Raw genomic sequence first — 12,518 nt, forward strand, 5'->3', positions numbered from 1 at the left:
CTGCGTTAACCCCTCACGGAGGCACCTATGGGGCGCTATGTCGCACGACGACTGCTCCAGATGATCCCGGTGTTCATCGGGTCGACCTTGCTCATCTTCTGCATGATGTACGCCCTGCCCGGCGATCCCGTCCGGGCGATGATGGGGGATCAGGCGTACGACCCGGCGGTGGTCGCGAGCATCAAGAAGGAACTCGGCCTCGATCAGCCGCTCCTTCACCAGTATGTGAACTACATGACCGGGCTGTTGCAGGGCGACTTCGGTACCCAGATCGCCAGTCAGCGGCCCATCAAGGACATCATCCTCGACGCGTTCCCGGTGACGATCAGGCTGACGCTCTTCGCCTTCGCCTTCGTCTCGCTCGTGGGCATCGGCCTCGGTGTCGTCGCCGGCCTGCGCCCCGACACGCTGCGGGACCGCGGACTGCTGACGCTGACGCTGTTCCTCGTCTCGATGCCGTCCTTCGTACTGGGCTTCCTGCTGCAGTACCAGTTCGCGTTCAAGTGGCAGGTCACCACGCCCACGGTGACCGACTCGACGAACTTCTCACAACTCCTGCTTCCCGCGATCGTGCTGGCGTCGCTCTCACTGGCCTACGTCGCCCGGCTGACCCGCACCTCGATCGCGGAGAACCTGCGGTCCGACTACATGCGCACCGCCGTGGCGAAGGGGCTGCCGCGCCGCCGCGTCATCGGCGTCCACCTGATGCGCAACTCGCTGATTCCCGTGGTCACCTTCCTCGGCATCGAGGTCGGCAACCTGATGACCGGTGCCATCGTGACCGAGGGCATCTTCAACGTGCGGGGTGTCGGCTTCGAGGTCTACGAGGCGCTCATCCGGCGCGAGGGCGCCACGGTCGTGGGCATCGCCTCGCTGATGGTGCTCATCTACCTCGCCGCCAGCCTGATCGTCGACCTGCTTTACGCGGTCCTGGACCCGAGGATCCGGTATGCCTGACAAAACCGTTGAGAAGAAGGTCGAAGCCCTTCCCGGTGACACCGTGAGCACCGCGGGCGTCGTCGTGGCCGACGCGGGCCCGGCTCCCGAGAAGGGGCGCAGCCTGTGGTCCGACGCCTGGCACGACCTGCGGCGCAACCCGCTGTTCCTCATCTCGTCCGTGCTGATCGTCTTCCTCCTGGTGATGTCGGTCTGGCCGGGACTGTTCACCAGCGCCTCGCCGCGCGACGCCGATCTGGCCAAGCACTATCTGGGGAAGCCGAACTGGGGCCACGTCTTCGCCGCGGACTGGCTCGGCTATGACGTCCAGGGCCGTTCGATCTACGCGCGTGTCGTCTACGGTGCCCGCGCCTCGATCAGCGTCGGTGTGGGCGTCACCGTCGCCGTCACCGTCATCGGCACGGTCGTCGGCATGCTCGCCGGCTACTTCGGCGGATGGACCGACACCCTGCTCTCGCGGATGACCGACATCTTCCTCGGCATCCCGTTCCTGCTCGGCGCCCTGGTGGTGCTCAACTCCTTCGACGAGCGCACCGTCTGGGTCGTCATCATGGCCCTGGCCTTCCTGGGCTGGACCCAGATCGCCCGTGTCGCCCGCGGCGCCGTGATCACCATCAAGCAGGCGGACTACGTGGTGGCCGCCAGAGCCCTCGGTGCCTCGACGTCCCGGATCCTGTTCCGGCACATCCTGCCCAACGCGCTCGCGCCCATCATCGTCGTGGCGACCATCGCGCTCGGCGGCTACATCGCCGTCGAAGCCACCCTGTCCTTCCTGGGCGTGGGTCTCGGTGACGCGGCGGTATCCTGGGGCGGCGACGTGGCGCGAGGACGTGAGCAGCTCCGTATCGCCCCCCACACCCTGATCATCCCGTCGGTGATGGTCTCGATCACGGTGCTCTCGTTCCTTATGTTCGGCGATGCGGTACGCAACGCCCTCGACCCCAAGCTGCGCTGAGGGAGGCGTACGTGACCATCATCGATGAAGTGGCCGGGAGTCCCGCGCCGGACGGCTCAAAGGACACAGGCCGCCCGTTGCTCGAAGTTCGCGACCTGCACGTGGAGTTCCACACCCGCGACGGGGTCGCCAAGGCCGTCAACGGCGTCAACTACTCCGTCGCCGCGGGCGAGACGCTGGCGGTGCTCGGCGAGTCCGGCTCCGGCAAGTCCGTCACCGCGCAGGCGATCATGGGCATTCTCGACATGCCGCCCGGCCGCATCTCCAAGGGGGAGATCCTCTTCCGCGGCCAGGACATGCTGAGGATGTCCAACGATGAGCGCCGGAAGATCCGCGGCAACAAGATTGCGATGATCTTCCAGGACGCGCTGTCCTCGCTGAACCCTGTGCTCTCCGTGGGCTACCAGCTCGGCGAGATGTTCCGCGTGCACCAGGGCATGTCCAAGAAGGACGCCAAGGCCAAGGCGATCGAGCTGATGGACCGGGTGAAGATCCCGGCCGCCAAGGAGCGCGTCAACGACTACCCGCACCAGTTCTCCGGCGGTATGCGCCAGCGCATCATGATCGCGATGGCGCTCGCCCTGGAGCCGGACCTGATCATCGCCGACGAGCCCACCACGGCCCTCGACGTGACCGTCCAGGCCCAGGTCATGGACCTGCTCGCGGAGTTGCAGCGCGAGTACAACATGGGTCTCATCCTGATCACCCACGACCTCGGCGTGGTCGCCGACGTCGCGGACAAGATCGCGGTGATGTACGCGGGACGCATCGTGGAGCGCGCCCCGGTCCACGAGCTGTACAAGCGCCCGGCGCACCCGTACACCAAGGGCCTGTTGCACTCGATCCCACGCCTGGACCAGAAGGGCCAGGAGCTGTACGCGATCAAGGGCCTGCCGCCCAACCTGACGCGTATCCCGTCCGGCTGCGCCTTCAACCCGCGGTGCACGCAGGCGCAGGACATCTGCCGTACGGACATCCCGCCGCTGCACCCCGTCACCGAGCGGGACGGTGGCGAGCTGGTCGGCCGCAGCAGCGCGTGCCACTTCTGGAAGGAGACGATCCATGGCTGAGCTCAGCAAGACCGACGAGCCGCAGGACGCCACGCCGAACGTCTCCGAGGTCGAGGTCGTCGACGCCCACTCCGAGTCTGAGGCGGTCGCCGCGATCGAGGCGCCGATCGAGCGGGGCGAGCCGATCCTGCAGGTGCGCAACCTGGTGAAGCACTTCCCGCTCACCCAGGGCGTCCTCTTCAAGAAGCAGGTCGGGGCGGTCAAGGCGGTCGACGGTATCTCCTTCGACCTCTACCAGGGCGAGACGCTCGGCATCGTGGGCGAGTCCGGCTGTGGCAAGTCCACGGTCGCCAAGCTGCTGATGATGCTCGAGAAGGCGACCGCGGGCGAAGTCTTCTACAAGGGCCAGGACATCACCAAGCTGTCCGGGCGCGCGCTGAAGGCGGTCCGCCGCAACATCCAGATGGTGTTCCAGGACCCGTACACCTCGCTCAACCCGCGTATGACGGTGGGCGACATCATCGGGGAGCCCTTCGACATCCACCCCGAGGTGGCCCCGAAGGGCGACCGGCGCCGCAAGGTGCAGGAACTGCTGGACGTGGTCGGCCTCAACCCCGAATACATCAACCGCTATCCGCATCAGTTCTCGGGCGGTCAGCGCCAGCGCATCGGCATCGCCCGCGGCCTCGCGCTCAACCCTGAGATCATCATCTGCGACGAGCCGGTCTCCGCGCTGGACGTGTCCGTCCAGGCGCAGGTCATCAACTTGATGGAGAAGCTGCAGGACGAGTTCAACCTCTCCTACCTCTTCATCGCGCACGACCTGTCGATCGTCCGGCACATCTCCGACCGCGTGGGTGTGATGTACCTCGGCAAGATGGCCGAGATCGGCACGGACACGGAGATCTACGACCACCCGACGCACCCCTACACCCAGGCGCTGCTGTCGGCCGTCCCGGTCCCCGACCCGGAGTCGCGCGAGGGCCGCGAGCGGATCATCCTCACCGGTGACGTCCCCTCCCCGGCCAATCCGCCCTCGGGCTGCCGCTTCCGCACCCGCTGCTGGAAGGCCCAGGACAAGTGCGCCGAGGAGATCCCTCTTCTGGCCATCCCGGAGCGCTTCCAGGGCTCCGACTCCCCGGCGGCCCACGAGTCGGCCTGCCACTTCGCTGAGGAGAAGGACGTGGTCCACGCGGCCTGACCTCGCCGTCCCGGTTCCCGGCATCCCGCAGGGGTGCCGGGAACCGGTGTTCGAGGTTCTCGGTACCCGCACGCCGGCGGTCCGGGGCACTACGCCGCCTACCTCGCGAGCACCGACGGCTTCGAGGTGGAACTCGTGGCGTCCGAGCCGCACAGCCCGGCAAAACCCCGCGAACTTCGTTAACACACAGGCAACTTCGCGGACCCGATTCCGATATACGGACGCGTCAGGCTGTACAGCGTACGGCCGTGCGGGTGCCGTAAACGGGCCGGGGCAGGCCATGTCGCCCCGGCCCGTTGCCGCGCGCTCAGGCGGCGGTGATGCCCAGCGAGCGCTTCAGGAAGTCCACCTGGAGGAGCAGCAGGTTCTCCGCCACCTGTTCCTGTGGGGTCATGTGTGTGACGCCCGAGAGCGGCAGCACCTCGTGGGGGCGGCCGGCGGCCAGGAGGGCCGAGGAGAGGCGCAGGGCGTGCGCGACCACGACGTTGTCGTCGGCCAGGCCGTGCACGATCATCAGGGGGCGGTGCCGTTCGGCGGGGGCGGAGAGGCCGTCGGCGGTGATCAGGGAGCTCTTCGCGTACGACTCCGGGTGCTCCGCCGGCGTGCCCAGGTAGCGCTCGGTGTAGTGAGTGTCGTACAGGGCCCAGTCCGTCACCGGGGCGCCCGCGATGCCCGCGCGGAAGACATCCGGGCGGCGCAGGACCGCCAGGCCCGCCAGCCAGCCGCCGTAGGACCAGCCGCGGATCGCCACCCGGGACAGGTCCAGGGGGTGGCGCTCGGCGAGGTCCTCCAGCGCCTCCACCTGGTCGTCCAGCGACAGCGTGAAGTCGTGGTGGATCGCCTTCTCCCAGGCGGGCGAGCGTCCCGGGGTGCCGCGTCCGTCCGCGACCACGACCGCGAAGCCCTGGTCCGCGAACCACTGCGAGGTGAGGTGCGCGTTGTGCGCGGCGACCACCCGCTGGCCGTGCGGGCCGCCGTACGGGTCCATGAGCACCGGCAGGGGGGTGTCACCGTCGTAGTCCCGAGGCATAAGCACGGCGCACGGGACACGGCGTGCGCCCCCCTCGGTGAGCGTCACGCGGGGGGACATACCGGGATCTTCGGCATGTGAGGGGACAGCTGTGGTCGGTTTTCCGTCGCGTAGTACCCGCACCCGTGAACCCGGCCGATCCAGCGTCGCCGAGACCAGGACCGTCACACCCCCGGCCCGCACCGCCGAGTGCACGCCCGGCTCTTGCGACAGGCGCTCCACGCCCAGCTCGTTCACCCGGTACACGTGCACCTGGCCCGTCTCCGCCTCGGCGGCCTCCTCGCCGGCCGACGCCGAGACCAGCACGTCGTCGTCGGAGACGTCCAGCACGGCGCGCACATGCAACTGCGCTCCCGTGAGCGGCCGGTCCCCGACCGCAAGCACCCGCGCACCGCCCTCGTCCGCGATCCGGACCAGCTGCCCGGACGGGCTCCAGCAGGGCACCCCAGGGAAAAGATCAAGCCATGTTGCGTCTTCGTCGGCGTGCACCATCCGCGTCGCGCCCGAATCCTGGTCCACCGCCAGGATCAGCTGGCTGCGCTGGTCGCGCGCCTGTACGAGCAGCAGCGGCGCGCCCGCCTCTGACCAGTGGACATGCGCCAGATACGGGTACCGCGCCCGGTCCCAGGAGACCTCCGTGCGCACCCCGTCCAGGTCGATCACGAACAGCCGCACGTCCGCGTTCCCGGTGCCGGCCGCCGGATACGCCACCCGCTGCGGCTCCCGTTCCGGATGCGCCGGATCGGAGATCCACCACCGCCGCACCGGCGTGTCGTCCACGCGCGCCACGAGCAGCCGGTCCGACTCCGGAGCCCACCAGAAGCCCCGCGAACGCCCCATCTCCTCGGCCGCGATGAACTCGGCGAGCCCATAGGAGACATTCTCCGACTCCGGCTCGGCGAGCGCCCGGTCGCCCGCCCCCTCCGCGTCGACCACGCGAAGGGAGCCCCGGGCGGCGTAGGCGACGAACCGCCCGTCGGGTGACGGGCGCGGGTCGATCACCGGCCCGGGCGTGGGCATTTCACGCGCCGTCCCGGCCCGCAGCTCGGCCGTGAAGAGCCGCCCTGACAAGGCGAAGGAGGCCAGCTCGACGGCTGCGTCGGTGGCGTACCCGACGATGCCGGCCCCGCCCTCACGACTGCGTTCCCGCCGGGCCCGCTCCTCCGGGGAGAGATCCTCCGCACCACCGCCCAGCAGGGCGCGCGGGTCGGCGGCCACGCGCTCCCCGCCGGCCTCCGGGTCGAGGACCCACAGCGCATTCGCCCGGTCCGTACCGGAACTCGAGCGCAGGAACACGACACGTGAACCATCGGGCGCCACGGTGAACGAACGCGGCGCGCCGAGCGTGAACCGCTGGGTACGGGCGTGCCGTCGGGGAAAGGAGTCAGGCTCGGTCGTCATGCCCTGACCATATTGGCCATGCGCCCCCTTGTGCGGCCGTGCGCCGATCGATGCGCACGGAGGGATAGTTATGATCAATGGCGCATAGTGGGTATCAACCTGCTGGCTGCTGTACGGATTTACTGCCCCCATAGTCCGACCCCCCGCGCCCTCGTGGATCTTTGGAGGTGAACCGCCGTGGCACTCTCGATTTCGGCGGTGGTGCTGCTGGCGATCATCGTCTTCTTGTTGATCAAGAAGTCGGGACTGAAGGCGGGGCATGCGATCGTCTGCATGCTGCTCGGCTTCTACCTCGCCTCCTCGACCATCGCTCCCACGATCAGCGAGCTGACGACGAACATCGCGGGCATGATCGGCAGCATCAAGTTCTGACCGCCCGGGCCCCGTGTACGGCCGCGCGGGGCGGGGTCCCGGGACCTCGTAGGGTGGTCCCATGACGGAACTGCCCGACCGGCGTCTGCTACTGGTGCACGCGCACCCGGACGACGAGTCGATCAACAACGGCGCGACCATGGCCAGGTACGCGGCCGAGGGTGCCCACGTCACCCTGGTCACCTGCACCCTGGGCGAGCGCGGCGAGGTCATCCCGCCCGAGCTCGCGCACCTGACCGGTGCCGCCCTGGGCCAGCACCGCCGCCGCGAGCTCACCGCCGCCATGGCCGAGCTCGGCGTGACGGACTTCCGCCTGCTCGGCGGCGCCGGACGCTACAGCGACTCCGGGATGATGGGCCTGCCCGACAACGACGACCCCGCCTGCTTCTGGCAGGCCGACGTCGACGAGGCCGCCGCGCACCTCGTCGAGGTGATCCGCGAGGTAAGGCCCCAGGTCCTCGTCACCTACGACGACAACGGCGGTTACGGCCACCCCGACCACATCCAGGCCCACCGCGCCGCCATGCGCGCCGCCGAACTGTCCGCCGACGCCGGCCGGCCGATCCCCAAGATCTACTGGAACCGGGTCCCCCGGCCCGTGGTGGAGGAGTCCTTCGCGCGGCTCCGGGAGGAACTGCCCGGCACCCCCTTCACCAAGACGGCCGAGGTCGACGACGTGCCGGGTGTCGTGGCCGAGGAGCGGATCACCGCCGTGATCGACGGCACCGCGCACGCCGCCGCCAAGGCCGCCGCGATGCGCGCCCACGCCACGCAGATCACCGTGGCCGAGCCGTACTTCGTGCTGTCCAACGAACTCGCCCAGCCGATCCTCACGACCGAGTACTACGAGCTGGTGCGCGGCGGGCAGGGGCCCGGCGGTCGGGAGACGGACCTGTTCGCCGGTGTCGAGGAGGGCTCATGAGCGACCGGACGCCGATGCTCGCCCAGCCGATGCGGCCGCCCTCCGCCGGACGGATCGGCGCCTGCCTGGGGTTCTTCGTGCTGGGAGCCGTCGTCGGCGTGGCCGGGGCGCTGGTGCAGCCCGGGTGGTTCCCGGGCGGGCTGCTCCTCGCCCTCGCCGGTGAGGCCGGTGCCGTCCTGGGCGGCGCGCGCGTCACCCGGGGCCGGGCCGGGGGCGTCGCGGCCGCGGCCGGCTGGATGCTCGCCGTCGTCCTGCTCACCGCCAGCCGCCCCGAGGGCGACTTCCTCTTCGCCGCGGGAAGCGGCTCCTATCTCTTCCTGCTCGGGGGCATCGGTGTGGCTGTGATGTGCGCCACCCTCGCCCCGGGGCGGCAACCGGACGGCGACCCCGTCCGACTTGGCAAGTGACGTACCACTTCGCCAGGACGCGCCCGTGGGGGTCCGGTGTGAGTTTCCCCAGCGGTCCTGGGATACGGGCGAGAAGTGGCCAGTATGGTGGTGCGCGCCGCCGAGCTGCCCGCGTGAGGTTGTGTCGGGCGGCGGAGCCAACCGGGAGAACCTGCCTTGAGTCGTGAAACTGACACTCCGTCCTCCGGGCCCAACGGGCGCGGCGGAGCCGCCTACCCGTCGGGTACGCCGCCGTACGGGACCCCGACGGTGTCCGACGGCGGTACGGACGCGGGCCGTTCGGCCACGCGGCCGGAGGAACGCAAGACCGAGACCACGCTGACGACCCGGATCCGGATCAACATCCCAGGGTCGCGGCCCATTCCGCCGGTGGTGGTGCGCAAGCCCGTCGCCGAGGCGGAGGGCCCGGACGACACCGACACGCGCGGTGACGCGTCGACGGCGCCGGGTGCGGCCACGTCCCGCGAGACGGGCACGGCCGAGCCTCCCGCCGACCCCGCACAGCCGCCGGCCGACGGCAAGCCGGCCAGTGACTGGTTCGCGCCCCGCAAGTCCGGCCCCGCCAAGGGCGGTCAGGGCAGCGGCTCGACGAACGGGGCCGGGCTGCCGGGCGGTTCGGCTCCGCTGGTGGGCGGTTCCGGTACGGGCGCTCCGGGTTCGGGTGCCGGTGTGGCCGGCGGGGTACGACCGGGTGCCGGGCGGCCCGGAGGCGTGGTCGGCTCCATGAGCGCGCCGGGCGGCTCCCGGTCCGGCGGTACGAACGGTGCCGGGCTCCCGGGCGGCGCGACCGGCGGCCCGGTCGCACCCGGGCACGGCGGCGGCACGGGCTCCTTCGACGTCACGGAGGCACTGGCGGCGGGCCCGCTGGGCAACGGCTCGCGTCCCGCCCCGGGCACCGGCGGCGAGCAGCACCGCGACGACCTCCCGTACTTCTCGGACAATGGCAACGGCAACGGCGGCCCGAGCGCGTCCAACGGCTTCGGCGAGCCGGGCGGGCCCGGCGGTACCGGAACCCGGGGCCCGGCCGGGCCGACGGGTGGTCCGGTCACCGGGGACGGCCCGCTGCTGCCGCCGGCCGGTGCGCCTGGCGGTTTCGCCGGGCAGGGCGGTCCCGGGCGACCGGTCGGCGCGGGTGCGTTCCACGAGCCCGGCGGCCCAGGTAGGCATGGCGGCTTCGACGTGCCCGGTGGCCCCGGCGCCTCCGGTGGCCCGGGCGGCTTCGGCGAGCCGGGCAGGCCCGGCGGGCCCGAGGACTTCAACGAGCCCGGCACCCCCGGCCGCCCCGGTGGCCCCGGCGCCTTCAACGCCCCCGGCCGACCGGGAGCCCCTGCCGGTCCCGGCGCCCCCGTCGGCCCCGGAGCCATAGGCGGCGGCCCCGGTGGCCCGAGCGGCCCCGGCGCCCCCGCCGGTCCGGCCGGCCCCGGATCCCCCGGCACCCCCGGCCCCCTGGTGGGCGCCCCCGGCAGCACCGCGACTCCCACCGGTCCCGGCGCCGCAGGCCCCGGCCCCGGCGGCGGCATGAGCGACGACACAGCGATCCTCACCCCGCAGAAGCCGGCCCCCGAACCACCGGACGGCCAGGGCTACGGCCACCGGCACGACAACGTCTCCGGGCACACCGTCACCAGCGGCATCCCGGTCGTCCCGCCCGGCGCGGCCTCCCCGTTCGGCCCGGGCACGCCCGGTGACGGCCCGGTGCCGCACACGGCGCCGAAGCTGCCCGAGCCGGTCTCCCCGCCCCCGGCGAGCTCCTCGAAGGCGCCCAAGAAGAAGGGGCGCAGCAAGCTCGTGCTGCTCGCCGCCGGCGTGATCGTCCTGGCCGGTGGCGTCTACGGCGCCGGCCTGCTGATGAACCGCACGGACGTGCCGAAGGGCACCACCGTGCTCGGCGTCGACATCGGCGGCACCACCCGCGACGGCGCGGTCAAGAAGCTCGACGCCGCCTTCGACGACCGGGTCGGCAAGGAGCTGAAGCTGTCGGTGGGCGGCAAGACCGTCGCCCTCGACCCGGACAACGCCGGCCTCCAGTTCGACATGGACGCCACGGCCGACGCGGCGGCGAAGAGCGACTACAACCCGGTCTCCGTGATCGGCTCGCTGTTCGGCAAGCACCGTGTCGTCACACCCGTCATGCCCGTCGACGAGGAGAAACTGCACGCCGCCCTGGAGAACGCCGCGGGCGGCTCCGCCTCGGCGACCGACGGCACGATCGAGTTCAAGGGCGGCAAGGCCGTCCCCGTGTACGGCAAGCCGGGCAAGGGCGTCGACCTCGCCAAGTCGACGACGGCGGTGGAGGAGGCGTACCGCGCCCAGGTGGAGACCGGCTCGGCCGGCACGGTGAACCTCCCGACCACCACCCGGCAGCCGACGGTCTCGAACGCCGAGGTCGACCGGGTGCTGAAGGACTTCGCCCAGCCCGCGATGTCGGCCAAGGCCATCGTGCAGACCGACGCGGCGCACAGCATCCCGTTCGGCGCCTTGTCGCTGCCGAAGATCCTCAGCTTCAAGGCCGTCGACGGCAAGCTCGTGGACACCTACAACCTCAAGGCGCTCCAGGAGGCCTACGGCACGACCTTCGACGGCGTGCAGATCGAGGGTGCGAGCGGCAAGCGCGATGTCACACCGCAGGACGTCGTCACGGCGCTGCGCAAGGCCCTGCGCGGCAAGACGCCCGCCGAGCGCGTCGGAGTCATCGACACCAAGCCGAACTGACCTCCGGTAACCCGCCGTACGAGAGCCCCTGCCCGGTGAGGGCGGGGGCTCTCGTCGTCACCCCGCAGGCATGACACCTGTCATGCGGTACCCCGGACGCCCGGCACTGCCCCCGCCCGCACCCCCGAAGCCACGATGGCCGTATGACAACGACGGCCTCGGTGGTCGCGTTCGACCAGGTGAGCAAGGCATACGGCGCCGTCCGGGCCGTGGACGGGCTGACCCTCGACCTCAGCCCGGGTCAGACCGTGGCGCTGCTCGGCCCCAACGGCGCCGGCAAGTCGACCACCCTCGACCTGCTCCTCGGCCTCAAGAAGCCCGACAGCGGCACGGTCCGCCTCTTCGGCACCAGCCCCCGGGAGGCCATCGTCGCCGGACGCGTGGGCGCCATGCTGCAGAGCGGCGGCCTCATGGACGAGGTCACGGTCGCCGAACTCGTCCGGCTCGCCTGCGACCTGCACCCGAAGCCGTACCGGCCCTCCGAGGTCCTGGCCGGTGCGGGCATCGCGCAGATCGCCGACCGCAAGGTCGACAAGCTTTCCGGCGGCCAGGCCCAGCGCGTCCGCTTCGCCCTGGCCACCGCCGGCGACAGTGACCTCATCGTCCTGGACGAGCCGACCACCGGCATGGACGTCACCACCCGCCAGGCCTTCTGGGCCACCATGCGCGGGCAGGCCGACCGGGGCCGGACCGTCCTCTTCGCCACCCACTACCTCGAAGAGGCCGACGCCGTCGCCGACCGGGTCCTGGTCCTGCACCGCGGCCGGCTCCTCGCCGACGGCACGGCCGCCGAGATCAAGGCCAAGGCGGGCGCCCGCCGGGTCTCCTTCGACCTGGAGGGCGTCATCGACGAACGCGCCCTGCGCGGCCTGCCGTTCCTGACCGCGCTCGACGTCTCCGGCCGAACCGTGCGCATCCAGTCCTCCGACGCCGACGCCACCGTCCACGCCCCGTACGGCCTCGGCGTCCTCCCACGCAACCTCGAAGTCGCCGGGCTCGGCCTGGAGCAGGCCTTCGTCGCCATCACCACCGCCGAGGAGGCGAAGTCGAAGTGAACAGCCTGATCAAGCTGGAACTGGCCCGCGCCCTGCGCAACCGCAAGTTCCTGTTCTTCTCCGTGATCTACCCGTCGGTGCTGTTCCTGATCATCGCGGGCAACACCGACAGCACCACGAAGGTCCCCGGCAGCGGCCTGACCCTCCCGACCTTCATGATGGTCTCCATGGCGTCCTTCGGCGCCCTCACGGCCGTCCTCATGGGCAACAGCGAGCGCATCGCCAAGGAACGCGAGGGTGGCTGGGTGCGGCAACTGCGCCTGACCACGCTGCCGGGCCGCGGCTACGTCCTCGCCAAGACGGCGAGCGCCGCCGTCGTCAGCCTGCCGTCCATCGTCATCGTCTTCGCCGTCGCCGCGGCCGTGAAAGGCGTTCGCGTGGCTGTGAAACCGACCCGTCCGGCGGCGCGGGGCTGTGCCGGCATGTGACTCCGCCGCGTGAGCGCGACCGGCCACAGACGACCCGCACACGCCCGCCACACGACCTCGAGGGCGAG

The 12,518-nt window shown here is 71.1% G+C and carries 10 protein-coding genes and 2 pseudogenes; 11 read left to right on the forward strand and 1 reads right to left on the reverse strand.

The genetic code is table 11. The features are described 5' to 3' along the window. Window positions 1-27 precede the first annotated feature (27 nt). From ACWD1U_RS11295 to ACWD1U_RS11315, 5 genes and pseudogenes are all read left to right on the forward strand, one after another. Window positions 28-957, forward strand: coding sequence for an ABC transporter permease (locus tag ACWD1U_RS11295; RefSeq protein ID WP_451106534.1), 930 nt, complete (start codon window positions 28-30; stop codon window positions 955-957). Beyond that, entirely contained in the window at window positions 950-1,912 is a 963-nt protein-coding gene (locus ACWD1U_RS11300; RefSeq protein WP_451106535.1) for an ABC transporter permease, read from the forward strand. The genes ACWD1U_RS11295 and ACWD1U_RS11300 overlap by 8 nt, the downstream gene beginning before the upstream one ends. Before the next feature lie 11 nt (window positions 1,913-1,923). Next, on the forward strand, window positions 1,924-2,982 hold the full coding sequence (locus ACWD1U_RS11305) for an ABC transporter ATP-binding protein (protein WP_451106537.1): 1,059 nt from the start codon (window positions 1,924-1,926) through the stop codon (window positions 2,980-2,982). After that, window positions 2,975-4,123: an ABC transporter ATP-binding protein gene (locus tag ACWD1U_RS11310; protein WP_451106539.1), complete on the forward strand. Its 1,149-nt coding sequence runs from the start codon at window positions 2,975-2,977 to the stop codon at window positions 4,121-4,123. The genes ACWD1U_RS11305 and ACWD1U_RS11310 overlap by 8 nt, the downstream gene beginning before the upstream one ends. Before the next feature lie 60 nt (window positions 4,124-4,183). Next, window positions 4,184-4,306 (forward strand): annotated as a pseudogene (locus ACWD1U_RS11315) (VOC family protein); the annotation flags it as partial. A 124-nt stretch (window positions 4,307-4,430) separates the two neighbouring features. On the opposite strand, the gene ACWD1U_RS11320 reads toward ACWD1U_RS11315, so the two are convergent. Continuing rightward, complete coding sequence (locus tag ACWD1U_RS11320) at window positions 4,431-6,554, reverse strand: prolyl oligopeptidase family serine peptidase (protein ID WP_451106541.1); 2,124 nt, start codon at window positions 6,552-6,554, stop codon at window positions 4,431-4,433. Window positions 6,555-6,731: 177 nt separating this feature from the next. Here ACWD1U_RS11320 and ACWD1U_RS11325 point away from each other — a divergent pair, with 177 nt between their 5' ends. The 6 genes and pseudogenes from ACWD1U_RS11325 to ACWD1U_RS11350 form a co-directional block, all read left to right on the forward strand. Further along, the gene (locus ACWD1U_RS11325; RefSeq protein ID WP_425946547.1) at window positions 6,732-6,926 is read left to right on the forward strand and encodes a hypothetical protein; all 195 of its coding nucleotides are present in this window, start codon (window positions 6,732-6,734) and stop codon (window positions 6,924-6,926) included. A 61-nt stretch (window positions 6,927-6,987) separates the two neighbouring features. Next, the gene (gene mshB, locus ACWD1U_RS11330; RefSeq protein ID WP_451106542.1) at window positions 6,988-7,848 is read left to right on the forward strand and encodes an N-acetyl-1-D-myo-inositol-2-amino-2-deoxy-alpha-D-glucopyranoside deacetylase; all 861 of its coding nucleotides are present in this window, start codon (window positions 6,988-6,990) and stop codon (window positions 7,846-7,848) included. Continuing rightward, window positions 7,845-8,255, forward strand: a complete 411-nt coding sequence (locus tag ACWD1U_RS11335; protein WP_451106544.1) for a DUF6113 family protein — start codon at window positions 7,845-7,847, stop codon at window positions 8,253-8,255. Before mshB ends, ACWD1U_RS11335 begins: the two co-directional genes overlap by 4 nt. A 156-nt stretch (window positions 8,256-8,411) precedes the next feature. After that, on the forward strand, window positions 8,412-10,967 hold the full coding sequence (locus ACWD1U_RS11340) for a hypothetical protein (protein ID WP_451106545.1): 2,556 nt from the start codon (window positions 8,412-8,414) through the stop codon (window positions 10,965-10,967). A gap of 143 nt (window positions 10,968-11,110) precedes the next feature. Next, on the forward strand, window positions 11,111-12,022 hold the full coding sequence (locus ACWD1U_RS11345; protein ID WP_451106546.1) for an ABC transporter ATP-binding protein: 912 nt from the start codon (window positions 11,111-11,113) through the stop codon (window positions 12,020-12,022). Further along, window positions 12,019-12,402 (forward strand): annotated as a pseudogene (locus tag ACWD1U_RS11350) (ABC transporter permease); the annotation flags it as partial. The gene ACWD1U_RS11345 and the pseudogene ACWD1U_RS11350, both read left to right, overlap by 4 nt. Window positions 12,403-12,518 lie beyond the last annotated feature (116 nt).

The sequence above is a fragment of the Streptomyces sp. NPDC002788 genome (assembly GCF_053592115.1).

Excerpts from the sequence above, each read along its gene's own strand:
- ACWD1U_RS11295 (WP_451106534.1), top strand. The coding sequence starts at position 28 with ATGGGGCGCTATGTCGCACGACGACTGCTCCAGATGATCCCGGTGTTC.
- ACWD1U_RS11300 (WP_451106535.1), top strand. The coding sequence starts at position 950 with ATGCCTGACAAAACCGTTGAGAAGAAGGTCGAAGCCCTTCCCGGTGAC.
- ACWD1U_RS11310 (WP_451106539.1), top strand. The coding sequence starts at position 2,975 with ATGGCTGAGCTCAGCAAGACCGACGAGCCGCAGGACGCCACGCCGAAC.
- ACWD1U_RS11320 (WP_451106541.1), bottom strand. The coding sequence starts at position 6,554 with ATGACGACCGAGCCTGACTCCTTTCCCCGACGGCACGCCCGTACCCAG.
- mshB (WP_451106542.1), top strand. The coding sequence starts at position 6,988 with ATGACGGAACTGCCCGACCGGCGTCTGCTACTGGTGCACGCGCACCCG.
- ACWD1U_RS11335 (WP_451106544.1), top strand. The coding sequence starts at position 7,845 with ATGAGCGACCGGACGCCGATGCTCGCCCAGCCGATGCGGCCGCCCTCC.
- ACWD1U_RS11345 (WP_451106546.1), top strand. The coding sequence starts at position 11,111 with ATGACAACGACGGCCTCGGTGGTCGCGTTCGACCAGGTGAGCAAGGCA.